This window comes from Neorhizobium sp. AL 9.2.2 (assembly GCF_013317225.1).
In the GTDB taxonomy this organism is placed as follows: domain Bacteria; phylum Pseudomonadota; class Alphaproteobacteria; order Rhizobiales; family Rhizobiaceae; genus Neorhizobium; species Neorhizobium soli.
The window spans coordinates 1063374-1087156 of record NZ_JAALXU010000001.1 but is presented as its reverse complement, the minus strand read 5'-3'; the positions used below and the strand labels follow the sequence as shown (position 1 = coordinate 1087156).

Annotated in this window: 24 protein-coding genes and 1 tRNA gene; 5 read left to right on the top strand and 20 right to left on the bottom strand. The window is 59.8% G+C overall.

Annotated elements, in window-relative coordinates; genetic code table 11:
* Positions 1-60 precede the first annotated feature (60 nt).
* Positions 61-453: a hypothetical protein gene (locus tag G6K99_RS05210; protein WP_062453386.1), complete on the top strand. Its 393-nt coding sequence runs from the start codon at positions 61-63 to the stop codon at positions 451-453.
* 10 nt (positions 454-463) lie between these two features.
* On the opposite strand, the gene G6K99_RS05205 is transcribed toward G6K99_RS05210, so the two are convergent.
* The 10 genes from G6K99_RS05205 to rpoZ all read right to left on the bottom strand — a co-directional run bounded on the left by G6K99_RS05205 (position 464) and on the right by rpoZ (position 8935).
* Positions 464-979, bottom strand: a complete 516-nt coding sequence (locus tag G6K99_RS05205) for a PAS domain-containing protein (RefSeq protein ID WP_062579790.1) — start codon at positions 977-979, stop codon at positions 464-466.
* A 208-nt stretch (positions 980-1187) separates the two neighbouring features.
* Complete coding sequence (locus G6K99_RS05200; RefSeq protein ID WP_174195904.1) at positions 1188-1703, bottom strand: hypothetical protein; 516 nt, start codon at positions 1701-1703, stop codon at positions 1188-1190.
* 196 nt (positions 1704-1899) lie between these two features.
* Positions 1900-2895 carry a GTPase Era gene (gene era, locus G6K99_RS05195; RefSeq protein WP_371816138.1) on the bottom strand — a complete coding sequence of 332 codons (996 nt, stop codon included), beginning with the start codon at positions 2893-2895 and terminating at the stop codon, positions 1900-1902.
* Between the two features lie 9 nt (positions 2896-2904).
* Entirely contained in the window at positions 2905-3621 is a 717-nt protein-coding gene (gene rnc, locus G6K99_RS05190) for a ribonuclease III (protein WP_371816122.1), read from the bottom strand.
* Complete coding sequence (gene lepB, locus G6K99_RS05185) at positions 3621-4376, bottom strand: signal peptidase I (protein WP_062454754.1); 756 nt, start codon at positions 4374-4376, stop codon at positions 3621-3623. Before lepB ends, rnc begins: the two co-directional genes overlap by 1 nt.
* 200 nt (positions 4377-4576) lie before the next feature.
* On the bottom strand, positions 4577-4984 hold the full coding sequence (gene acpS, locus G6K99_RS05175; protein WP_062453390.1) for a holo-ACP synthase: 408 nt from the start codon (positions 4982-4984) through the stop codon (positions 4577-4579).
* Between the two features lie 15 nt (positions 4985-4999).
* Complete coding sequence (locus tag G6K99_RS05170; RefSeq protein ID WP_062453391.1) at positions 5000-5629, bottom strand: DUF2062 domain-containing protein; 630 nt, start codon at positions 5627-5629, stop codon at positions 5000-5002.
* Positions 5630-5818: 189 nt separating this feature from the next.
* On the bottom strand, positions 5819-5971 hold the full coding sequence (locus G6K99_RS05165) for a DUF3563 family protein (protein ID WP_082471869.1): 153 nt from the start codon (positions 5969-5971) through the stop codon (positions 5819-5821).
* Between the two features lie 158 nt (positions 5972-6129).
* A complete protein-coding gene (locus G6K99_RS05160; protein WP_113167359.1) occupies positions 6130-8391 on the bottom strand; it encodes a bifunctional (p)ppGpp synthetase/guanosine-3',5'-bis(diphosphate) 3'-pyrophosphohydrolase in 2262 nt (753 codons plus the stop codon).
* Between the two features lie 136 nt (positions 8392-8527).
* Positions 8528-8935: a DNA-directed RNA polymerase subunit omega gene (gene rpoZ / locus G6K99_RS05155; RefSeq protein WP_174195901.1), complete on the bottom strand. Its 408-nt coding sequence runs from the start codon at positions 8933-8935 to the stop codon at positions 8528-8530.
* A gap of 279 nt (positions 8936-9214) precedes the next feature.
* Between rpoZ and G6K99_RS05150 the strand changes: the two genes are divergently transcribed.
* Positions 9215-9793 (top strand): NYN domain-containing protein, encoded by a 579-nt coding sequence (locus G6K99_RS05150; protein WP_062453393.1) that lies wholly within the window; start codon positions 9215-9217, stop codon positions 9791-9793.
* A 61-nt stretch (positions 9794-9854) separates the two neighbouring features.
* On the opposite strand, the gene G6K99_RS05145 is transcribed toward G6K99_RS05150, so the two are convergent.
* The 3 genes from G6K99_RS05145 to dapA all read right to left on the bottom strand — a co-directional run bounded on the left by G6K99_RS05145 (position 9855) and on the right by dapA (position 12409).
* Positions 9855-10823 carry a YbhN family protein gene (locus tag G6K99_RS05145; RefSeq protein ID WP_174195900.1) on the bottom strand — a complete coding sequence of 323 codons (969 nt, stop codon included), beginning with the start codon at positions 10821-10823 and terminating at the stop codon, positions 9855-9857.
* Between the two features lie 115 nt (positions 10824-10938).
* Complete coding sequence (gene smpB / locus G6K99_RS05140; protein ID WP_062453395.1) at positions 10939-11415, bottom strand: SsrA-binding protein SmpB; 477 nt, start codon at positions 11413-11415, stop codon at positions 10939-10941.
* A 109-nt stretch (positions 11416-11524) separates the two neighbouring features.
* The gene (gene dapA, locus G6K99_RS05135; protein ID WP_174195899.1) at positions 11525-12409 is read right to left on the bottom strand and encodes a 4-hydroxy-tetrahydrodipicolinate synthase; all 885 of its coding nucleotides are present in this window, start codon (positions 12407-12409) and stop codon (positions 11525-11527) included.
* A 233-nt stretch (positions 12410-12642) separates the two neighbouring features.
* On the opposite strand from dapA, the gene G6K99_RS05130 reads away from it, so the two are divergent.
* A complete protein-coding gene (locus tag G6K99_RS05130) occupies positions 12643-14802 on the top strand; it encodes a lytic transglycosylase domain-containing protein (protein WP_174195898.1) in 2160 nt (719 codons plus the stop codon).
* Between the two features lie 90 nt (positions 14803-14892).
* Here the strand turns inward: G6K99_RS05130 and G6K99_RS05125 are convergent, their stop codons facing one another.
* The 6 genes from G6K99_RS05125 to G6K99_RS05100 all read right to left on the bottom strand — a co-directional run bounded on the left by G6K99_RS05125 (position 14893) and on the right by G6K99_RS05100 (position 21414).
* Positions 14893-15951, bottom strand: coding sequence for a porin (locus G6K99_RS05125; protein WP_062453397.1), 1059 nt, complete (start codon positions 15949-15951; stop codon positions 14893-14895).
* A gap of 339 nt (positions 15952-16290) precedes the next feature.
* On the bottom strand, positions 16291-17343 hold the full coding sequence (locus tag G6K99_RS05120; RefSeq protein ID WP_092661800.1) for a porin: 1053 nt from the start codon (positions 17341-17343) through the stop codon (positions 16291-16293).
* Between the two features lie 419 nt (positions 17344-17762).
* On the bottom strand, positions 17763-18830 hold the full coding sequence (locus G6K99_RS05115; RefSeq protein WP_062453399.1) for a porin: 1068 nt from the start codon (positions 18828-18830) through the stop codon (positions 17763-17765).
* A 359-nt stretch (positions 18831-19189) separates the two neighbouring features.
* Positions 19190-19280: transfer RNA gene (locus tag G6K99_RS05110), tRNA-Ser, on the bottom strand.
* An 85-nt stretch (positions 19281-19365) separates the two neighbouring features.
* On the bottom strand, positions 19366-20163 hold the full coding sequence (locus tag G6K99_RS05105; protein ID WP_174195897.1) for an aldolase/citrate lyase family protein: 798 nt from the start codon (positions 20161-20163) through the stop codon (positions 19366-19368).
* A gap of 30 nt (positions 20164-20193) precedes the next feature.
* Positions 20194-21414, bottom strand: a complete 1221-nt coding sequence (locus G6K99_RS05100; protein WP_174195896.1) for an FAD-dependent oxidoreductase — start codon at positions 21412-21414, stop codon at positions 20194-20196.
* Between the two features lie 235 nt (positions 21415-21649).
* Between G6K99_RS05100 and G6K99_RS05095 the strand changes: the two genes are divergently transcribed.
* Entirely contained in the window at positions 21650-21994 is a 345-nt protein-coding gene (locus tag G6K99_RS05095; RefSeq protein WP_244631358.1) for a hypothetical protein, read from the top strand.
* A 121-nt stretch (positions 21995-22115) separates the two neighbouring features.
* Positions 22116-23225: a pyridoxal phosphate-dependent aminotransferase gene (locus tag G6K99_RS05090; RefSeq protein WP_174195894.1), complete on the top strand. Its 1110-nt coding sequence runs from the start codon at positions 22116-22118 to the stop codon at positions 23223-23225.
* A 189-nt stretch (positions 23226-23414) separates the two neighbouring features.
* On the opposite strand, the gene G6K99_RS05085 is transcribed toward G6K99_RS05090, so the two are convergent.
* Positions 23415-23681, bottom strand: a complete 267-nt coding sequence (locus tag G6K99_RS05085) for a sel1 repeat family protein (protein ID WP_062579770.1) — start codon at positions 23679-23681, stop codon at positions 23415-23417.
* Positions 23682-23783: the final 102 nt, after the last annotated feature.

Below are 23783 nucleotides of genomic sequence, written 5' to 3'. Positions count from 1 at the left end.
TTGCCTTCGCCGCGGATTTCTCCGCCGAACAGCCAAGAGCAATACGCTGCCGGAGATCACATGAAAAACGCCCTGCTCGCTACCGCTATCATTGCCGCGATGCCCTTTGGCCTCGCCTTGCCAACGCCTGCGGCCGCGCAGTCGCCGCAGCTTGAACAGGCCTGCGTCGCGGTTGCCAAGAACTTCCTGCTCATTCCAGACGTCAAGACCGGCATTGTGCAGTCCTTCCCGGAACTCGATCCGCCGGGCGCACGTCTCACCTATTCGACCCGCCAGGACGCCAAGCCGACCGATTTCACCAACGAGATCGATTGCGAGTTCGGCAAGGGTGGACCTCCATTCACGCTGCTGCGCTTCTGCATCTCGAAGACATGCTACGGCCCGGGTGAGCAGGAACCCGAAAATCGTCGTCGCTTCGAAGAGGTCAAGGCGCTGATGGAGCGCAAGAAGTAAGATCTCCGTCTCAGCCGAGATCCGGCGTCAGCATGTTGAGTGCTGAAGACAGATATCGCGCGGCCAGAGCATGGCCGCGCGCTGAAGCGAGATCCAGCGCTGCCCGGCAGTGGCTCTCGAGCGGATCACTGATCTGGATCGGTTCGGCGAGCGCTGGCTGCACGATGACAGTGCCGCTGTAGATCGAAGGCAGCCCATCGACATCGCGCAGACAGCGCCCGTTCGCGCGAACGCTAACCTTATGGCCATCCGGATGGGTCAGGCTGTATTCGGCATTGTAGGCTGCACCATCGACGATCGCCATGTGGATAGCCTTGGCCACACGCTGCTTGTCGCCTTCGTCGATGTAGCGCACCAGGACGTCGATCGGCATTCCGATCGACAGGTCCTCGATCGAGAGACCAAACACATGGGCGATGACGTCGTCACCATAGACGCGGTTTTCTGCAACATTCCAGCTGTAGAACCCCACCGCGTTGATGAAATCCTGATCCGCTTCGTCAGAAGCGATCGTTCCGCGTGCCATGTACGCTCCCTATGCCAATACGACGCGTAGTTGTACCATCACCATCGCGTTAGCAATCGCGTACATTGATAGATGACAAGTTGCTACGGGGTTCTACGTAACGAATCACGAGCGCCCTTTGGCTGACAGGAATGTCCAAGGGAGCGATTCTGCAGCCATCGTGCACGACCGGAGGATGCAGCCGCAATTTGCACGAACCATGGATGCTTTACGCTTTTTTGCCGCCATCCAGCACGTTGAGTGCGGAGGCCAGGTAGCGGGCCGCAAGCGCGTGGCGGCGGCTGTTGGCGATTTTCAAAGCCTCGAGACAATGGGTCTTGAGTGGATCGCCAGAATGAGCACCACTGCCCACTTCGACAGCGGTAACGGAGCCTGTGTAGATCGACGGCAGGCCGAGCTTGTCGCGAAGGCATCGTCCCTGCCCTGTCACCGTGACGCGGCGACCGTCCACATGGGTGATCCCATAACTCTGGTGGCACTTTTTTCCAGAAATGATGGACTCGTGCAGGGCTTTTGCGACGCGCTGCTTGTCGCCATCGTCGACGTTGACGATGACCTGTTCGATCGGCGCGCCGCTCTCGAGGTCCCTGTAGGGGACCCCGTAGATGAATGCGAAGACCTGATCGCCGTAGACCTTGTTCTCCTGAACGTTCCAGCTGAAGAACCCAACCGCATCGCTGAGATCCATACCACTGAAGGCATCAAAACGTCTTATATCGCTCATGCCTGGCACCACCTCCACGATTTGCCGAGATCGCCTCAGTCCTTCAATACAACCAGCGTAACCCGTCGGCGTATTTTAGGAAATAACAATTAAGCATTTCCGAATTTACTAACATTCGAAATTACACAGCAGTTCCTTCTCCCGATATCAAGCTAACGCATCGGAAGGAGTCGGCAAGCCAAAAACGGTCAAACATTCAGTTTTTCGGGAATTCCAGGCCCATTTCGCGGAAACGTTGTGGATCGTCTCCCCAATTTTCCCTGACCTTCACAAAAAGGAACAGGTGAACGGGCTGTTCAAGGATCTCGGTCAGTTCCTTGCGCGACGCTGTCGAAATTGCCTTGATGGCGTCGCCGTTCTTGCCGAGAGCGATCTTCTTCTGGCTTTCGCGCTCGACATAGATGACCTGTTCGATCCTGACGGAGCCATCCTTGCGCTCTTCCCACTTCTCCGTCTCGACATGCGAGGCGTAGGGAAGCTCTTGGTGGAGCCTTAGAAAGAGCTTCTCGCGGGTGATTTCGGCCGCAAGCTGGCGCATCGGCAGGTCGGAAATCTGGTCCTCCGGGTAGTACCAGGGACCTTCCGGCAGGGTCGTGGAGAAATAGTCCATCAGATCGTCGCAACCGGAACCGGTCGTCGCCGAGATCATGAAGGTGCGCACGAAGTCGATCTTTTCGTTGGCCGCGGCAGCAAGCGCCAGAAGATCCTCTCGCTTGACCTGATCGATCTTGTTCAGAAGCAGCAGTTTCGGCTGATGCACATCCTTCAGACCCTCGAGGATCGCGTCGGCATCGCCGCGCAGGCCGCGTTCGCTGTCGATCAGGAGCGCGATCATGTCGGCATCCTTGGCGCCGCCCCAGGCGGTGGTCACCATGGCGCGGTCCAGCCTGCGGCGCGGCTTGAAGATGCCGGGCGTATCCATGAAGACGATCTGGGCGTTGTTGTGGATCGCGATGCCCCGAACGATGGCGCGGGTTGTCTGCACCTTGTGGCTGACGATCGACACCTTGGCGCCGACGAGACGGTTGACCAGCGTCGACTTGCCGGCATTGGTCGCGCCGATCAGCGCCACGAAACCGGAATGGGTCGGACCGGCTTCAGCCTGTTCCGCCGCCGCCTTGTCGACCGCGGTTTCCGGCTGAACGGCGTTTACGTCTTCGTCTTTGCCTTCGATGGTGTTGTCTTCGATCATGATGTCCAATCAGTCTTCAGCAGAGGTCTTCTGCCAGACGCCTTCGCGTTCGAGTATCCTGGTGGCAGCCACCTGTTCGGCTGCACGTTTCGACCGGTCGGCGCCCGTTTCGGGCGAAACACCGGGAATCTCGACCGTCACGGTAAAGCGCGGGTCGTGATCCGGGCCGGAGCGGTCGTCAATGCGATAGGAAGGCGTCACGCCGAATTTGGCATGCGCCCATTCCTGCAATTCGGTCTTGGCGTCGCGGCGGGCGCCATCGGCGCGGGTCGCACGCGCCTTCCAATGACGCAGAATGAAACCGCGGGCAGCTTCCAGTCCGCCATCCAGATAAAGGGCGGCAATCAAGCTCTCCACCACATCGGCGCGGACGTTCATCATCCGCTTGCCGGTGATCTTCTTGACGTCGGCGCCGGTCCGGATGAAACGGTGCAGTTCCATCTCGTCTGCAACAATGGCACAGCTTTCGGCGCTGACCAACTGATTAAGGCGCACAGACAGCTCTCCTTCCGGTGCGGACCGGAAGGTGGTGAACAGAAGTTCGGCAACGCAGAGCCCGAGCACACGGTCGCCCAGAAACTCCAGACGCTCGTAATTGGCATCCTTGGCAAGACCGACGCTGGCGTGGGTCAGCGCCCGGTCAAGCCACTGCTTCTCGGAAAAGACGTGGCCGATTATCGTCTCGAGACGGCCGCGTTCTTCATCCGAGAGTGAGAGCGGTTTCATCAATGAACGCCCTTGAAGAGACGGTCCCAACGCATGTTGGACGGCCATTTCCAGATCTCGCGGAAGGACGTGTCGTTGCCGAGCGAGAAGAAGATGACGCTGGCGCGACCGACGAGGTTTTCGGCCGGAACCATGCCCGGACCTTCGTCAAAGCGGCTGTCGAGCGAGTTGTCGCGGTTGTCGCCCATGAAGAAATAGTGTTCCGCCGGCACGACGAACTCGCGGGTGTTGTCGCCGCGCGAGCTTGGGGACTGGTCGAGCGTGTCAAAGGTCACGCCGTTGTCGAGCGTCTCGCGGAAGACCGGAACGTTGGTGCCGGGATCGGAGCGGTAGTCGGATGTGAAAGCGCCGTCGCCCTGCTTGGGTACAGCGGTTCCGTTGACGAAGAGCACGCCGTCGCGAACCTGGATGCGGTCACCGGGAAGGCCGATCAGGCGCTTGATGTAATCGATCTCGGGCTGCTGCGGCAGGCGGAACACGATCACGTCGCCGCGCTTCGGCTCGCTGAACTGAAGGACGCGGCCTTCAAACAGGTCCGGCGAAAACGGCATCGAATATTTTGAGAACCCGTAGGCGAACTTGTTGACGAAGATATAGTCGCCGACCAGGAGCGTCGGCATCATCGAGCCGGACGGAATCGTGAAGGGCTGGAACAGGACGGTGCGGATCACCATAGCCAGCAGCAAGGCCTGGATGATGACCTTGATGTTTTCCCAAAGGGCATTCTGCGGCTTCGTCTCGGCGTTATCGGACACGTATTTCAATCTCTCTCTTCACGGCGGATGGCTACCTGTGTGAAACGTGCTGCAATCTTCGAGAGATCACGCCCGCCGTTCAGGTCATTCCTGCGTGGCACCTTGTAGCTACAAAACCGCTGCGCGCTTTTGCGGGACATGCTTTAGCGTCTTCACAGAGCGGCGGCAATGGGCCACCGCTTCGCCAAATTCGGGTACGCTCACGGAGCGGCCACCGGTCGCGCCTCAATGATCACGAAGGCCTGCGCATAGGGATACTCGTCGGTGATCGTGACGTGGATGAAAGGCTCCTGACCGGCAGGCATCAGTTCCGCCAGCCGCTCGCCCGCGCCACCCGTCAACACCATGGTCGGCTTGCCGCCCGGCAGGTTGACAACGCCCATGTCTTTCCAGAACACGCCGTTTGCAAGGCCGGTGCCGAGAGCCTTGGAGCAGGCTTCCTTGGCGGCGAACCGCTTGGCATAGGATTCTGCGCGGTTCTTCCGACGATCGGACTTCGCGCGCTCGATATCGGTGAAACAACGATGGGTGAACCGTTCCCCGAAACGTTCGATGGATTTTTCAACTCGACGGATGTCGATGAGGTCACTGCCCATGCCGATAATCATCAAAGTCCCTCTTTCTCAAGCATCGACTGACTTGCGGTCTGCCGGCTGCGCCGTCAAGTTCCCCGGCTGATATTCCCGCTCATAGGCCTGCTGATATTCGCTGCGGCGGGCAAGCCGACGCTCCGTCTGGCTGTTGCGAAAACTGCGGATCCCGAAATAGGTCGCGACATAGACAAGCAGTCCGCAGAACAGTCCGGGAGGCAGCGAGCCGATCAGCATCGGCTCCAGGATCGGGTCCCAGAGTTCCGATAGCTTGAGCTGGGAAAACAGCGCCGCTAGATCGACCGGCCGCGCTTCGCCGCCGCCAGCGCGGCCAAGGATGAACTGGCCGATTTCCCACGTAAGGGGCCAGATGATGGGACAAGTAACGGGATTGGCGAAGGCCGTGCCAAGCGCCGCAGCGACCATGCTGCCGCCCAGCACCCAGGCAAAAGGAATCGCAAAAAGGATGTGGAAGCCGAGAAAGGGTGTCCAGGCGCTGACCATGCCGATGGCAAGACCGGCAGCAACCGCATGCGGCGAACCGCCGATGCGCAAGATCTTAAGCCGGTAATATCCGAGCACACGGCGGAACCCCTTCGGGGGGAATATTGCGCGATGCAGCTTTTCTCGAAAGGTCGGGGCTTTGCGGCGCCGAAAGGGCATGAAGCAGCTTCTTTCTGGTTCGGTCCGGTCAAGGATCCGAGAACCATCATCTCAGTTCGGAAACGGTCTTCGTATCGGAAGCCCAAGATGATGGCGAAAATTGGCCGCTGGCATCGGGCCGCTTCGCGCACGGCCCCCGGATAGATCTACTGCACGACAGACGACCGAGCCGCTGTCATGTCATTGAATTCAGATGGACTTGCGGAACATGCCACGGTCGATCTGGCGAACGCGGTGCTCGAGATCGAAGCGATCGCAGGCTTCATTGAGGTAAGCCATTTCGCGTTCCTGGACGGAAGGACCGCGCAGGACGCGGGCGAACTTGCGGACGGAGGTAAACATATGACGCCTCTTTCGGTAAATGTTGCGGCGCAGCAGATATAGGCTGAACCAGCGGGCTTTACCAACGCAAGGGTTACCTCCCAGCCCTGCATTGAATGCATACCCGTTCCAGGGGAGCGCACTCAAAACAGGCAGTCCGCGTCGACGGTCGGCTGGGGTTAGTCGTAGACACGCTTTAGGTTGGAAACGCAGTCCAGTTCCTTCAGCTGCGTCAGGAGCTGGTTGAGCTGGCGCACGTCCCAGACTTCGACTTCCATGGCGATCTCGGAGAAATCGGCGGCGCGATTGCTGGCCATCGACAAGGATCGGATGTTGATGTCGAGACCGCCGATTGTCTTCGCGACCGTCGCAAGGGTGCCTGGCTCGTTGATCGTGTTGACGTCGATCCGGGCCAGAAAACGAGACTTGTTGGCCTCGTCGAGATCCCAGCGCACATCGATCCAGCGCTCCGGTTCCTCATCGAAGTGCTGCAGGATCGGCGCCTGGATCGGATAGATGGTGATCGCCTCGCCCTTGTCCATGATCCCGACGATACGGTCTCCGGGCACGGCGCCGCTCGGTGCGAAACGCACCTGCATATTGCCGGCAAGACCGCGGATCGGAACCGGTTCAGGGCTCAACGCAACGACATCGCCGGCATTGACGGCCGTCTGGGCATCCTCCAGCGGTGCCTTTGGCTGGTTCGGCAGCTTGAACATCATGCCGGACGCGCTGCGCATGTTGAACCAGCCGTCATCGGCCGATGGCTTCACCGTAACGCGTTCGTCCTTGAAATCAGGGAAGACGGCGCGCAGCACGTCGAGCGACGACAGCTCCCCTCGCCCGACGGCAGCGATCGCATCCTCGACATCCTTGTGGGCAAGCCGATGAAGAGCAGGCTTCAGCGCCTCGCGGGTAAAGGTCTTTGCGGCGCGATCGAAGGTACGCTCCAGGATACGGTAGCCGAGGCCAGCATACTGTTTGCGGATCGCCATGCGGGTGGCGCGGCGGATGGCCGAGCGGGCCTTGCCGGTGACGACGATTTCTTCCCAGGCGGCCGGCGGAACCTGCACGCCCGAGCGGATGATCTCCACCTCGTCACCGTTGTTCAGCCGGGTGACAAGCGGCATGATACGGCCGTTGATCTTGGCGCCAACCGTGGTGTCGCCGATATTGGTATGAACCGCATAGGCAAAGTCGATCGGCGTGGCACCGCGCGGCAGCGCGATCAGCTTGCCCTTGGGCGTGAAGCAGAAGACCTGATCCTGGAACAGTTCGAGCTTGGTATGCTCCAGGAATTCTTCCGGATTGTCGCCTTCGGCAAGCGACTCGATCGTATGGCGCAGCCAGGAATAGGCGCTCGATTCCTTGGGCAGAAGATCGTCGCCCTTGGCACCACCCGACTGGCCATCCTTATAGAGCGCGTGCGCGGCGATCCCGTATTCGGCAATCTCCTGCATCATCTCGGTACGGATCTGCAATTCGATACGCTGCCTGGACGGGCCGACGATCGTCGAGTGGATCGAGCGATAGTCGTTCTGCTTCGGGTTGGAGATGTAGTCCTTGAAGCGGCCCGGCACGACGCGCCAGCGGGTATGAACGATGCCGAGTGCCTTGTAGCAGCAGGCGACGTCGTCGACGACAATGCGGAAACCGTAGAGGTCGGAAAGCTGTTCGAAGGACAACGACTTCGACTGCATCTTGCGGAAGATGGAATAGGGCTTCTTCTGGCGTCCCTTGACGGCGGCGTCCGGCAGGCCGTTGGCGACGAGAAGATCGCGCAACTCGTCCTCGATCTTCTTGATCAGCCCTTCGTTGCGGGCCGAAAGATCGGCCAGCCGCTGGGTGACCGTCGCATAGGCTTCCGGGTTGATGTAGCGGAAGGACAGGTCCTCGAGCTCGTCGCGCATGTCCTGCATGCCCATGCGGCCGGCAAGCGGCGCATAGATATCCATCGTCTCTTCGGAAATGCGGGCCTTCTGCTCGGCCTTCATATGGTCGAGCGTGCGCATGTTGTGCAGCCGGTCGGCAAGCTTGACCAGCAGGACGCGCACGTCGTCGGAGATCGCCAGCAGCAGCTTGCGCAGGTTCTCGGCCTGCTTGGCCTTTTTCGAGACGAGATCGAGACGCTTGAGCTTGGTCAGGCCTTCGACGAGACGACCGATATCCTCGCCGAACAGCTCGTCGATCTCGGCGCGGGTCGCGGTCGTGTCCTCAATCGTATCGTGCAGCAACGCGACGGCGATCGTCGACTCGTCGAGATGCATGTCGGTGAGGATGGCAGCCACTTCGAGCGGATGCGAGATATAGGGATCGCCAGAGGCGCGTTTTTGCTGGCCATGCTTTTGCATGGCGTAGACATAGGCCTTGTTGAGAAGAGCTTCGTTGGCCTCGGGCTTGTACTTCTGTACCCGCTCAACAAGCTCGTACTGCCTCATCATCCCGTGAAATGCCCTCGATACCGGGTCCAACAAAATAAAAATGGCGCGCCAACCATCAGATCAGCGCGGCCATCATAGATATCAAGACAGATTAGGGCGAGAGAATGAACGGTCCCTTGCCCAAACAATGCATCAATCAGTAATCGTCGCTCTTTTCCGGCGGCACAAGGCCTTCGATACCGGCGAGAAGGTCTTCTTCCGACATCTGGTCGAAATTGACGGTTTCCGCAGCGCCGTCTTCCTCGTCGTTGCCAGTGGCTGTCGACGTGCTGCCGGCAGCAATCAGGGTTGCCGGATCGGGCTCGGGCTCGTCGATCTCGACATGCTTCTGCAGCGAATGGATCAGGTCTTCCTTCAGGTCGTCGGGAGACAGCGTTTCGTCGGCGATTTCTCGCAGTGCGACGACCGGGTTCTTGTCATTGTCGCGATCGATGGTGATCGCTGCGCCCTGCGAGATCTGGCGGGCACGGTGGCTGGCGAGAAGCACCAGCTCAAAACGATTATCGACTTTGTCAATGCAATCTTCTACTGTGACACGGGCCATTGCCTGTCCTTTGCGGTCGTTATTTTCGGAATTGCTACGCCCGATACAGCCATTGCCGGCGAAATTCAAGTTTATTCATGCCGACTGCCGCATGCCGCCGACCGTGGTGGCGATGACTCTGGCCAGATTCAACGAAAGGTTGCTTGGATAAAAGCGAATCCTACCATAAATGACATTTATATGATTAGCTGGTAATTTAACCGATAAATACCTAAGCGATCGGCTCAACTTTTCATTTGACGGGTCCTTGGTCAAGCAGCTTGAAGGGGATGGAGACATATGTTTGACCCAAGAGAGAAGATAGCTCTCTTTATCGACGGTGCTAATCTTTACGCGGCCTCGAAAAGCCTTGGTTTCGATATTGATTACCGTAAGCTTCTGAAGGCTTTTCAGAAGCGCGGCTATCTGTTGCGTGCCTATTACTATACGGCGCTGATCGAGGATCAGGAATATTCGTCGATCAGGCCGCTGATCGACTGGCTGGATTACAACGGCTACAAGGTTGTGACCAAGCCCGCCAAGGAGTTCACGGATTCGCTTGGCCGCCGCAAAATCAAGGGCAACATGGATATCGAGCTCGCGATCGATGCGATGGAACAGGCCGAGACCGTTGATCATCTCGTGCTGTTTTCGGGCGATGGCGACTTCACCAATCTTGTCGAGGCGCTGCAGCGCCGCGGCCGCAAGGTCTCGGTCGTTTCGACGATGCAGACGCAGCCGCCGATGATCGCCGACGACCTGCGCCGGCAGGCCGATCATTTCATCGATCTGATGACACTGAAAGCCGAAGTGGGCCGCGATCCATCGGAACGCGCACCACGGCCGACGGAGCCTGCTCCCGAACCGGCCGAAGGTTGAGATCATCCCTGGAATGAGAAAGGCGCCGTTCGACGGCGCCTTTTTTTGTTGGGGAAAACGACTACGCCGAATGCGGCTCCGGCGTCACCGAAGATGACGCCCCCTGCCCGGCGCTGCGCTTTCGTGCACGAAACACGCCCTCGACGATCAGGGCCAGGGGAAGCCCGATAAAGAACGGAATGAAGAAGTAGATCACTCGGAACGCGACAAGCGAACCGATCGACGCCTGGTCGCCCATTACATGACGAACCGTTGCCTCGAGGACTCCAAGGCCACCGGGCGCATGGGTAATGAGGATTGCGAGATTGGCGAGCACGAACGCGGTCGCGGCCTTCAGGTAGCTGACATCGGCGCTCGCTGCCATGACTTCGCGCAGACAGGCGGATACGAGCGCGAAATTGATCGTGCCGATTACCACCTGTGCGATGGCGATCCTGAGCGTCGGCATTTCAAAGCTCCAGGAGCGGATCTTCAAAGGCGCGCGCACCGTTGCCGCGAGGATGAGATATACACCCGTCACGGCGACGCAGGCAAAACCGATCCCCATGACCATCGCCTCCGACAGCCGCAGGACTGTTGCGGCATCCTTCGGATTGATGATCATCACAATACCCGACAGAACGGCCATGCCGATGCCGACAGTGACACCGGAAAACAGAACGATCTTGGCAACGTCCTCGGTGCTCATGCCCCAGTGATGATAGTAGCGATAGCGCAGCGCGCCGCTGCTGAGACCCGACAGGCCGACACTCTGGCCGATCGACAGCGCGATGAAGGAGGCAAGGCCGATCTTGGGATAGGAGAGGTCGTTCTTCACGTAGCGCACGCCAGCCCAATCAAAGCCGGACAGGCAAACATAAGATCCGGCGGCAAACAGACCCGCCATGACGAGATTATAGGTCGGGATATCCCGGACGGACTGGACAATGTCGCTGAGCGAGTATTCGCGGAACGTATGGTACAGAAGGTAGCCGGCGGCGCCGAAGCCGATGACAATCGTGATGTAGGTAAAGATCTGCTTTTTCGTCATCGCCCACTTGCCCCAAAATAACGAGCTGAAACGGGCGATGTGTGGTTTTGTTCCGCCGTGAGGGTTCTCCAGCTCGCTCGAGCACGCGCTTAACGCGACGCCCGACGGGTCAGCCTCAACCGGCCTTGAAAAGCCGCGACTTCTCGCGGTTCCAGTCGCGTTCCTTCTCGGTCTCGCGCTTGTCGTGCAGCTTCTTGCCCTTGGCGAGCGCCAGTTCGAGTTTCGCGCGACCCTTTTCATTGAAGTAGATCTTCAACGGCACCAGTGTCATGCCTTCACGGTTGATACCGACACGCAGGCGGGAGATCTCGCGCTTCGACAAAAGCAGCTTCCGGCGACGGCGGGGCTCGTGGTTGAAGCGGTTGGCCTGCAGATATTCCGGAAGATGGCTGTTGATCAGCCAGATTTCATTGCCTTCGTCTGAGGCGTAGGACTCGGCGATATTTGCCTTGCCGTCACGCAGCGACTTGACCTCGGTGCCGGTCAGCATGATGCCGGCTTCGTAGGTATCGAGGATCTCGTAATTGAAGCGGGCCTTGCGGTTTTCCGCGACAATCTTGTTCACCGTGCGCTGGCTGCCTTTGGGGGCCATTGAAATCTTCCGTCGCCCTTCATCTGAAACACAATCCCCGCCCATGGGCGATGAGCGGGGTTCGATTTCTATGTAATGCGCCAGGCAGCAAAAGTGAAGCGCTGCGGCTTCAGTTCAGGATACCCGCATGACGCAGTGCTGCATCAATGGCAGCTTCCGTCGCCGGTTCCAGCGTCGACATCAGCGGAGAGCGGACAGCGCGGTTCAGGCCGCGGACCTTGTAAAGTCCGTATTTCGAACCGCAGACGCCGGGCTCCATGAAGATCGCCTTGTGGAGCGGCATCAGGCGATCCTGATACTCGAGTGCCTTGGCATAATCGCCGGCAAGCGTGGCGGCCTGGAACTCGGCACAAAGCCGCGGCGCGACATTGGCCGTCACCGAGATGCAGCCGACGCCACCATGGGCGTTGAAGCCAAGCGCCGTCGCATCCTCGCCGGACAGCTGCACAAATTCCGACCCGCAGGTGATGCGCTGTTCGGAGACGCGCTCGATCTTGCCGGTCGCATCCTTGACGCCGACGATGTTCTTGTGGGCTTTGGTAAGGAAACCCATCGTTTCCGGGGTCATGTCGATGACCGATCGGCCGGGAATGTTGTAGATGATGATCGGCAGATCTGTGGCTTCGGCGACCGCGGAAAAATGCGCGATCAGGCCCTTCTGGGTCGGCTTGTTGTAATAGGGTGTGACCACCAGAAGCGCATCGGCGCCCGCGGTCTGCGCATGCTGGGCAAGCTCGATCGCTTCGCGGGTGTTGTTGGACCCGGCGCCGGCGATGACAGGGACGCGGCCGCGGGCGGCCTCGACGCACAGTTCAACGACCCGCTTGTGTTCGTCGTGCGAGAGCGTCGGAGATTCGCCGGTCGTGCCGACCGGGACCAGACCGGAACTGCCTTCCGAGATCGTCCACTCCACATGCGCGGCGAAAGCATCCTCGTCCACCGCGCCGTCGGTGGTGAAGGGGGTGACGAGAGCGGGGATCGATCCCTTGAACATGCAAAACTCCCAAAGGCCGAAGGGCATGGTACAATCCATGCTTCGGCCGTAATCCGCGACTATAAGGCTGGGCACCATAAATCGGCGACCGGGCGGCGACAAGCGGAAGTACATGGGTTTTCAGCGTAAATCCCACTTAAGAATTCGCGCGATCGTGACCGCTGTGGTAAGGTTTTGTTAAGCTTGTCAGCAGCTAATAAGGGGTCTGAAACATCGTTGTCGCGAGTTGCCGGATGAGCAAACCCGTTGTAATCCTCAAGACGCTCGGGGCAGCGCTGGCAATCAGCATCGCGGCCCTGCCGGCTTACGCTGCACCTCCAGGTCCCAATGCCGGCGTTGCGCCGCTGCCATTCGTGAGGCCGGACGCTCCCGCTGCAATCCCGGGCTTCACCACCGTTCCGACGCCCGTCCCTGCCCCACCGACAACACCGCCGGCCACTCCGGCGCTGGTTCCCGTGCCTGACATTACCGGCGCAATCCCCAGGATGAACCGGCCGCTTGCGACGCCCGCTCCCGCCCCTGCTCTCAAGGCCGGTCTCGATGCACTCTCCGACAACGATGCCGCACAGGCGATCGCCATGCGCGACAGCCTGCCGGAAGGCTCGCTCGACGAAAAGATCCTGACCTGGGCGATTGCCACCTCGGGCGCCCGCGGTATTCCTTCGAGCGAAATTGCCGCTGCGCAGCGCAGGCTCGTCGGATGGCCGGGGCTTTCCACCCTGCGGGCGCAGTCCGAACGCGCGCTCTACCGCGAAAACCCGACGCCGGCCCAGGTGCTTGCCGCTTTCGGCACGACGAAACCGGAAACGCCGGAAGGTGCCGTCATTCTATCGAGGGCGTTGGTGGCGAGTGGCAAACATGCCGATGCCGGGCGCATCCTGAAAAACATCTGGGCATCCGAGCCGCTGGACAAGCCGATGGAAGACCGGATCCTTGCCGAGTTTTCTGCGCTTCTTTCGCCCGCGGATCACCGGGCGAGGATGGATTACCTGATGTACCGCAGCCGCGGCGCGCAGGCGAAGCGCTTTGCCGAGCTCGGCGGTTCGCAATCGCTCTACAAGGCGTGGAACGCCGTCATCGCCAACGCAAAGACGGCAGGACCGGCGATCGAGGCAATTGACCGTTCGCTGGCAAGCGATCCGGCTACCCTTTTCGTGCGGATCGAATATCTGCGCCGCCAGGACAAGTACCAGGAGGCCGCAGCGCTTCTCGCAAAGGCTCCGCGCGAAGCGGGCCGCCTGATCAACACCAGCGAATGGTGGAACGAGCAGCGAATCGTTGCCCGCGGGCTCGCCGATCTCGGCGATCTCAGGCTGGCCTACCGGACGGTGTCCGACCCGATGGCAGCACTCTCCACCGACAAGGTGGATGCGGAGTTTCATGCGGGCTGGTACGCGCTGCGGGCGCTGAACGATCCGGCCACAGCCGAAAAGCATTTCTCGAGGATTCTCGCTGCCTCGAGCCGTCCACTCTCGGCATCGCGCGCGCTCTACTGGCTCGGACGCGCCGCGGAGGCTGGCGGACCGGGTTCCTCATCGGAATTCTACAGCCGCGCTGCCAGGTTCCCCGGCACATTCTATGGCCAGCTCGCCGCCGCAAGGCTGGGCACGCGGACGCTCGATGTCAGTTATCCGACGCCATCGGCAGCCGACCGGCAGATGTTCGAAAACCGCGAGGCCGTTCGGGCTATCGCAAGGCTGGACGCCGCCGGCCACGATCGCCGGTCGGCAGCGCTTTACAAGGCCCTCGGCGAAGAGCTGACGAGCCCCGGTGAACTCGCGCTGCTTTCGTCACGCGCCGAAGCGCAGGGTGACCATGCGCTGTCGCTCTCGATCGGCAAGAGTGCCTTTTCGCGCGGCATCGACGTTGCAGCGCTTGCCTATCCGCTCGGCGTCATTCCAACGGCTGCCAATATCGAGGGGTCCGGCAAGGCGCTTGCCTACGCGATCGCCCGTCAGGAAAGCGCGTTCAATCCGACAGCCGTGTCACCGGCCAACGCCCGCGGGCTGCTACAGATCCTGCCGACGACCGCCCAGGGCGTGGCGAGGCGCCACGGGCTGGCCTTCAAGGCAGACCGATTGACCAGCGATGCCGGCTATAACGCGACGCTCGGCGCCCATTATCTGGGGGAGCAGATCGAGACGTTCGGCGGCTCCTACATCATGACCTTCATCGCCTACAATGCGGGGCCGAAACGGGTGAACGAGTGGATTGCCCGCTACGGCGACCCTCGCGGCAAGCCGATCGACGAAGTCGTCGACTGGATCGAGCGCATCCCCTTCCCCGAAACGCGCAACTATGTGCAGCGGGTGATGGAGAACTACCAAGTCTACAAGGTCAGGCTCGGACAGACGTCGGATATCGTGACAGACCTGCGGTTGGGGCGCCGATAATCTTATCTTCCAACGCCCGGTTCGTCTCATCACACCCCAAAATGCAAAAAGGCCCGGCAATGCCGGGCCTTTCGCGTTTGATCGCAGAAATCAGAATGTGCGCTGGAAGCGCAAGAGACCCGACCATGCTTCGTCGTCGAGCGTGGCGTTGTTCCACTTGGTGTAGGCAATTTCCGGCTGGATCAGGAAGCCCTGGATCGGCGTCCACTGCAGGTTGGCGACAGCCGAAAGGACGTCGCTATCAGAGTAGGAAACCTGCATGTTGGCAGCAAGGTCTTCGTTGAACTCGTAACCGGCACCACCCCAAACGGCCCAGTCACCCCAGCCGAAGCCATCAATGATTTCAGGTGCATAGGAGTTGAAGCTGTCGCCATCGCTGTTCCAGCCACCCATCAGGAAGGCGGTGAAGGCGCCGAACTTGCCGCCGACACGTGCCTTGACGGCACCTTCTTCAGCCGATTCGTCGTAACCACCTGTTACGCCGACCATGAAATTGCCTGTGTCGTATTTCAGACCAGCGGCAACATTCGGCCAGTCGCTGGCGCCACCGGCGGTGTCGTTGTCGTTCTGGCCGTCGTCTTCGAGAGCGGCGAATGCCGAGAAGCCGTTGCCACCCTTGTAGGTGTAGGCAACCATGTTGACTTCGCTCGGGCCGTAATTGATGACGTCGTCGCTGTCGACGTTACCGGCGTAATCGATGAAGGATTCATAGAGCGAATCCTGCAGGCCGACCGCAAAGCCGCCGAGTTCGATCGTCGCAACCATCAGGCGCGTACGGGTATTTTCTTCGTAGCCGTAAGACGGGTTATGCGGATCGTAGTCGAAGCGCGCCGTGAGGTTGGTCTTCAGCGTGCCCATTTCGGTGTCCGAAGCGGTGCTGAGATAGAGCTCTGCGCGGCTGTTGGTGTAGAGACCATCGGCATCCGGGCTGTAAGCGCTGCCATAAGCGGCATCAAAACGGACGCGACCGCCGACCTTGAGGCAGGTTTCGGTGCCTGGAATGTAGAAGTAGCCGGTGCCGAACGCGTCGCAGACGCGGACGTATTCCATGGGTTCCGGTTCGGCGGCGACGATGGCGTCGGCGGCCTGAGCGCCGGAGACTGCTGCGAGGGCAGCAGCGGAGCCAAGAAGAAGGCTCTTAATGTTCATTTTGTAATCTCCAAACAAACGCAGATGAAACAATGCATGTCGTAAAACAAGGTCGTCCATGGAAGCAGGAATCACCCCGAGTCGCGTGGTCGGCTGCCGAGACGCTAGTCGTCGATCAACTTTGCGGCAACGAAATCGGCACTGTTGTGTCCATTAGCGCCTCAATCGAACCGGTCGGTGTTGCAAGCATTCATCAGTTTGTTCGTGTGTTCTAAATCGCTGAAGAGCGGACGATGCTGCGTTGCAGCGAATCATCAAGCGGCCGCCCGAATCAAACGCCGAAACGCAAAAGGCCCGGCAGAAGCCGGGCCTTTCGTAAAACCAAATCCTTTTAAAGGATCAGAACGTGCGCTGAAGGCGAACCATACCAGCGAACTGGTCTTCGTCGATTGCATCCCAGCTCGTGTAGGAGATTTCTGGCTGGATCAGGAGGCCGGAAACCGGGGTCCACTGAACGTTACCAGTTGCTGCGAAGGTTTCGTTGTCCGTGTAGGAAAGCTGTACGTTTGCAGCAACCTTGTCGGTGAACTTGTAGCCTGCGCCACCCCAAACAGCCCAGTCACCCCAGCTCGTGCCGACGCTGTCGCCAGGCGCGTACTTGTTGGTGGTGTCGCCGTCTGTGTTCCAGCCACCGAGAAGGAAGGCCGAGAATGCGCCGAAGGTGCCGGAGATGCGCGCCTTGATTGCGCCTTCTTCCTGCGACTCGTCGTAACCACCGACGAGCGAAGCAGCGAACGTGCCGCTGTCGTACTTGATACCGGCAACTGCATCCGGCCAATCGCTTGCGCCGCCTGGGATGTCGTTGTCGTTGGTGCCGTCGTCTTCGAGCGAGACTACAGCCTTGAAGCCGTTGCCACCGTCAAAGGTGTAGGTAACCTGGTTCAGTTCGAACGGACCGTAGGAGATCACGTCATCGTTGATGACGTCGCCAGCGTAGCCAGAGAACGATGAATACTGCGAGTCAGCAAGACCAACCAGGAAGCCACCCCAAGTGATGTTGGCTTCGATCAGACGCGTGCGCGTGTTTTCTTCGAAACCAGCGGCCGAGTTGTGCGGGTTGTAGTCGAAACGAGCGACGATACGGGTCTTCAGTGCACCCCATTCGGTGTCGGAAGCTGTGTCGAGCGAGATGTGCGCGCGGCTGTTGGTGTACAGGCCATCGCTGTTTGGCGTGTAGGCATCAGCATAGCCTGCGTCGAAACGAACGTAACCACCGATCTTGAGGCAGGTTTCCGTGCCTGGGATGTAGAAGTAACCCGTGCCGAAAGCGTCGCAAACGCGAACGTATTCCATTGGCTCCGGCTCAGCAGCGACGATAGCGTCAGCGGCCTGGGCACCGGAAACTGCTGCGAGAGCTGCAGCGGAGCCGAGAAGAAGGCTCTTGATGTTCATATTTGACCTCCAGTCAAAGTTTCAAAAGGGGTGAGTAGCTTGCTGGAGCCAGCACATCTGCCCCTCCCCGCGACTCAAGAAACGGCGACGAACCGACGCGCTTCATGTCCCGAAGCTACGAGACCTTCCCAATTGTGACAAGTAAATCACAAGCTTCGATGCGCGTTTTTGGTGTTTATTTGCAAAAGTGTTGCAACGTTTCATCGCATTGGTTTCGAGCGTTAACCAACACTTAATAAACGGGCCGGGAATCAGCGTTCCGCGACGCGTCGAGGAACTGGTGACCACCTCAGTTGCGGGAGAGAATCACCAGACGGCCGTGACCGATGGCGACAGAAACAGCCGGCAGTTTCATTGCCCCAAACGACAAAAGGCCCGGCGTGAGCCGGGCCTTCCGTGAAACAATCCTTGGGTAAGGATTAGAACGTGCGCTGAAGGCGAACCATACCGGTCCACTGATCGTCGTCCATCTGCGCGTTGTCGACGCTCGTGTACGAAACTTCTGGCTGGATCAGGAGGCCCGAAACTGGGGTCCACTTGACGTTTGCCGTAGCAGCAAGAACTTCGGAGTCGGTGTAGCCAACCTGTACGTTAGCAGCAACCTTGTCGGTGAACTTGTAGCCAGCGCCACCCCAAACAGCCCAGTCACCCCAACCAACGACTGCGTCGCCGTAGTTCGTGCCTGGTGCGTACTTGTTGGTGCCGTCGCCGTCCGAGTTCCAGCCGCCCATGAGGAAGGCCGAGAATGCGCCGAACTTGCCGGAGATACGGCCCTTTACAGCGCCTTCTTCCTGCGATTCGTCGTAACCGCCGACGAGCGAAGCAGCGAACGTGCCGTTGTCGTACTTAGCGCCGAGAACTGCATCCGGCCAGTCGCTTGCGCCGCCTGGGATGTCGTTGTCGTTGGTGCCGTCGTCTTCAAGCGAAGCAACAACCTTGAAGCCGTTGCCAGCGTCGAAGGTGTAGGAAACCTGGTTGAGTTCGAAAGGACCGTAGGAGATCACGTCATCGTTGATGACGTCGCCAGCGTAACCCGAGAACTGCGAGTACTGCGAGTCAGCGAGACCGACCAGGAAGCCGCCCCAGGTGATGTAAGCCTGGTTCAGACGTGTACGAGTGTTTTCTTCGTAGCCGAACTGCGGATGATGCGGGTTGTAGTCGAAACGAGCTACGATCTTGGTCTTCAGAGCGCCCCATTCGGTGTCCGAAGCGGTGTCGAGCGAGATGTGAGCGCGAGTGTTGGTGTACGAACCTTCGCGGTCGAGGCGGTATGCGTCGTTGTACTTAGCGTCGAAACGAACGTAACCACCAACCTTGAGGCAGGTTTCCGTGCCCGGGATGTAGAAGTAACCTGTGCCGAAAGCGTCGCAAACGCGAACGTATTCCATTGGCTCCGGCTCAGCAGCGACGATCGCGTCAGCAGCCTGGGCGCCGGAAACTGCTGCGAGAGCTGCAGCGGAGCCGAGAAGAAGGCTCTTGATGTTCATATTTGACCTCCAGTCAAAGTTTCATATGGGGATGGGTCTTTTGCTAAAGGCCAGCGTTCCCTGCCCGTCCCCGGGACTTTGAAAACGGACGAACCACCGCCGCGCTTCCGTGGTTCAAATTACAAATGCAGGCCGCGCATGCAATCGCGAACTGGCCATCCGCACCTTCTACCCACCTGCTTCACAAACCCGTGTTGCCGAAAGAGCACAAAAGCACCTCGGGCGACCGTTAAAAGTTTACACATCGTTAAGAAACACATTGGAAAGCAGCCACTTAGGCTTCGCGCAAGGTTCAGCGAACTACGCGCGCAACAGCGATTCTAGGATCGCAAATCGATTGGGATTTTGAAGTTTGGGAATGGCGGAGAGGATGGGATTCGAACCCACGATACGGTTTTGCCGTATACTCCCTTAGCAGGGGAGCGCCTTCGACCACTCGGCCACCTCTCCGGTCCGGCCTGATTATTTCGGAACGTTGCCGATTGCAAGGTCTTTCGCAGGCCGATCCCGATTCGAGACCGGAATAGGCGTGGAATCAGTAGCTGGCAGGCCCTGCTCCGCCCGAACCGCGTCCATAGCGACCGGCGAGCGTCTTCAGCGCATTGGAATAGAGAGCGACATCGGCACCGACGGCCACGAACGTTGCCCCGAGATCGAGATAGCGGCGGTTGAGATCTTCGTCGAAGGTCAAGATGCCGGCCGGTTGGCCGGCGGCGACGATTTGGCGAATCGCGTTCTCGATCACGTCCTGCACTTGCGGTGCACCGATCTGGCCGCGAAACCCCATGTCGGCGGAGAGATCGGCCGGGCCGATGAAGATGCCGTCAACGCCTTCGACCGCCGCGATTCGCTCGATGTCATCGATCGCCGCCATGGTTTCGACCTGCACCAGAAGGCAGATCTCGTCTGCAGCCGTGTCTGTATAGTCTGCGATCGCGTTGAAGGCGGAGGCGCGGGCAACGGCTGCACCCACGCCGCGCTTTCCCTCCGGCGGATAGCGGACGGCATCAACCAGTGCTTTCGCCTGTTCGGCCGAATCGACCATCGGCACCAGAAGCGTGCGGGCGCCGATGTCGAGCAGTTGCTTGATCATCCAGGTTTCGCCCATCGGCGGGCGAACGACGGCTTCCGATGAGGAGGAAGACAAGGCCTGCAACTGCGCCATGATGCTGCGCAGATCGTTGGGCCCGTGTTCGCCGTCGATGACCAGCCAGTCGAAACCCGCATGGCCGGCAATCTCCGCCGGCAGCGGCTCGGCCATGTTGAGCCAGAGGCCGATCTGCGGCAGGCCGGCTTGCAAACGAGCCTTGAAGGCGTTTTTCGGTGCCGGCATGGTATCTCCTTTTAAAAAATGCTGTCTTTATTACGCGAGCAACTGCTTGAGGTCGGTCGCCGGATCCGCGATCAGCGCCTTATCGGCAGTCAGGCCGTTATCCAGCAGCTTCTTGCCGGTCACATAGGCCTTGGCATCGTTGATCGCATCGACGGCGATCAGGCGACCCTCGCGGTAATACCAGATCGACACGCTGCCCTGTCGGGTACCGGGCCGCATCACTGTCTCGTCGTAGCCGAGGTTGAACCCGGCGATCTGCAGCTTCACGTCATACTGGTCGGACCAGAACCACGGCTTTGCCTCGTAGGGCTCGGCTGACCCGGTCAGGGTCGCGGCAACCGATTCGGCCTGGTCGACTGCGTTCTGCACCGACTCGAGACGGATATTGTTGCCCTTCCAGGGCAGCATGGCGCAATCGCCCATGGCAAAGATTGCCGGATCGGACGTGCGGGCATGGTCGTCGACGAGGATGCCATTGCCGACATCGAGGCCGCATTGCTGGGCCAGCCGGTCGTTCGGCGTGACGCCGATACCGACGATGACGAAATCGATATCGATGACCGTGCCATCGGACAACTCGGCCCCGCGAACCCGGCCGTCCTCGCCGATCAGGCGGGTAAGACCTGTCTTTTCCCGGATGACGACACCGTGCTCGGCGTGAATGGCCCGCATCACGTCGGCGGTTTCCTTCGACGCGACTCGCTGGAGAATGCGGTCAGCCATCTCGATGAGCGTCACTTCAAGCCCGAGATGGCGGGCGACGGCTGCGGCTTCGAGGCCGATATAGCCACCGCCGATGATCAGAAGCCGGCGACCTGCCTTCATCTCGTCGGCGAGGAGATCGGCGTTGCGCTTGTCACGGACGGTAAAGACACCCGTGAGATCACCGCCGATGCTGGCTGGAAGGGTGCGCGGCGTCGAGCCGGTGGTCAGCGCCAGATGTTCATATTCGAGGACAGACCCGTCCTGCATTCGGATCGTCTTTGCATCCCGGTCAATTTCTTCGACAAAGGTCGAGAGCCGGAGCTCGACATCGTGTTCCGCAAACCAGGTTTCCGGGCGAAACGTCAGGCGGTCGAAACTCATCTCGCCCATCAGGTACTTCTTGGACAGTGGCGGCCGCTGATAGGGAATGACATCTTCGGAGCCAATCATCGTGATAGGCCGCTCATCCTTCAGCGCTCTCAGCTTGGCGGCGAGCGCGAACCCGGCCTGCCCTGCCCCGACGATCACCAATCTACCTGCTGCCACGCCCTGCTCCCATCGCGAAAAACTCGCGGCTGAAGGGGTAGCGCCGCCCCGGCGACCCGTCAACAGCCCGATTTCGGCACACTAACGGTGCAACTTGCGCAACGCGTGATCATGACGCGACGAAAACGCGCAGATCAGCGGCATTTTACCCATCTGTTTCAGAATGATTCATAAAAAGAGGAATAAAGTCATAGTCGAGGACGAGAACGAGGGAGGCGATCTGCCGGGTACGATGATGAAGGATACCGCACACGACCATGCTCATACGGGCGATCGGGCATTTGAAAAGTTTACGATAGACCGGCCTGGCCGGATCATCTTTGTCGGACACCATCTCTCGACCAATACCGCCTTCCGATGCCTGATCCGGACAATCTCTCTTTATGGCGCCGAACTGGACGTCAGTCCCAGCCTGCCGGTACCGGCCAACTTCTTCCTGGAAATCCTCGGCATTCACGACGAAATCGGCTGCACCGTGATGCGCCACGAAGAGGAGAAGGTCACGGTCGCCTTCAACATGCTGATCGATGCGGAATTCCTGCATCACGTCATCCGGCTTTCGTTCGAAACGAGCCACTAAGCCGGGTCGTCGTCAGGGGCATAGTTTTGCTTCATGCGCGCCATCAGCGGCCTTGTCCGCCCTTGCACGCCGTTCAAAGCCCCCTATTGTGTGCGGACTTTTTGAACCGGATCCTGATATCATGTCTTCATTCTCGCGCTTCACGCCGCTCATTGGCGCTCTTCCCGCGACCGTTCCCTTTGTCGGCCCCGAGGCCATTGAGCGCGCCAGAGGGCTTGCCGTGCAAGCCCGAATTGGCGCCAACGAGAACGGGTTCGGCCCTGCCCCGTCAGTCATCGAAGCCATGAAGTCCGCCGCCGCAGACAGCTGGAAATATTCGGACCCGGAGAATTACCAGCTGAAGCAGGCGCTTGCCGCGCATCTTGGCTGCAACGCCGAAAACATTGCGATCGGCGAAGGCGTGGACGGCCTGCTCGGGCAGATCGTGCGGATGGTGATCGAGCCGGGAATGCCCGTCGTCTCGTCCTACGGTGCCTATCCAACCTTCAACTTCCATGTCGCCGGCCATGGCGGCACGCTGGTGACGGTGCCCTACCGCGACGATCGCGAAGATCTCGACGCCCTGATGGACGCCGTCATCCGCGAAAACGCGCCGCTGGTCTACTTCGCCAATCCCGACAATCCGATGGGCAGCTGGAACGACGCCGAAAAGATCGTCTCCTTCGCGCGGGGCCTGCCGGAAAGCTGCCTGATGGTGCTGGACGAGGCCTATTGCGAAACGGCGCCCGATGGCGCAGCGCCGAAGCTTTCGGCATTGATCGACCTGCCGAACATCATCCGCACCCGGACCTTCTCCAAGGCCTACGGTCTGGCGGGCGCGCGGGTCGGCTACACCATCTCGACGCCCGACAACGCCACCGCGTTCGACAAGATCCGCAACCATTTCGGCATGAACCGGGTCGGCGTGGCGGCGGCACTCGCGGCACTGAAAGACCAGGAGTATCTGGCTGAGGTGATCGACAAGATCAAAGCGTCCCGCGACCGGATCTCGGCGATCGCCAGGGCAAACGGGCTCGAGCCGCTGCCATCGGCGACCAATTTCGTGGCGATCGACTGCGGCCGCGATGGTACCCATGCGCGGGCGATCGTCGACGGTCTGATGGAGCACGGCGTCTTCATTCGTATGCCGGGCGTGGCACCGCTCAACCGCTGCATCCGCATCAGCGCAGGACCGGAGCAGGATATGGCATTGCTGGAAGAGGCGTTGCCGAAAGTTCTGAAGGGTCTCTAGAACAGAAAGACCGCGCCGGCCTTGTTTCTGCCGGTCGCGGTCTTTTGATCTTCAGCGGCTGCGGTTTGTTGCCGGGAACAGCTCCGGTTCGCGCCGCGTCTCCATCCCGTTTTCTCTCTGGTAGGCCCTTGTTCTTAATCGCCGGCCTTCTTCTGGGCCGGTCGCATGAATGAAATATGCGCTTGCGCGTTAGTGGATGGTCATCCATTCGCGGGCTGCGCGCAGCGCTTCTGCCAGCTGCATCTTGGTCATCGTCGCAGCCAGATCGGCGCGCAGTTCGGCGGCGCGGTCGCAGCCCTTGATCGCGGCAATGTTCAGCCACTTGTGGGCAGAGACCAGATCGACCGGGCAACCCCGACCGGTCGCATACATCAGACCCATGTCGCAGAGAACGTCTGCGCGAGCCTCGCCACCCATGGTGGCCATTTCGGAAGCATTCATTTCAAAGCGTGCCATCGGTTCGTATCCCTGTTTCGAGAACGTTGTTCTTGTCGTCTGCCCTGTTTTCCGTCGGGACCGTCGCTGTCTTGTGCAGCTTGTTATCGGCCCTTCCGGGTG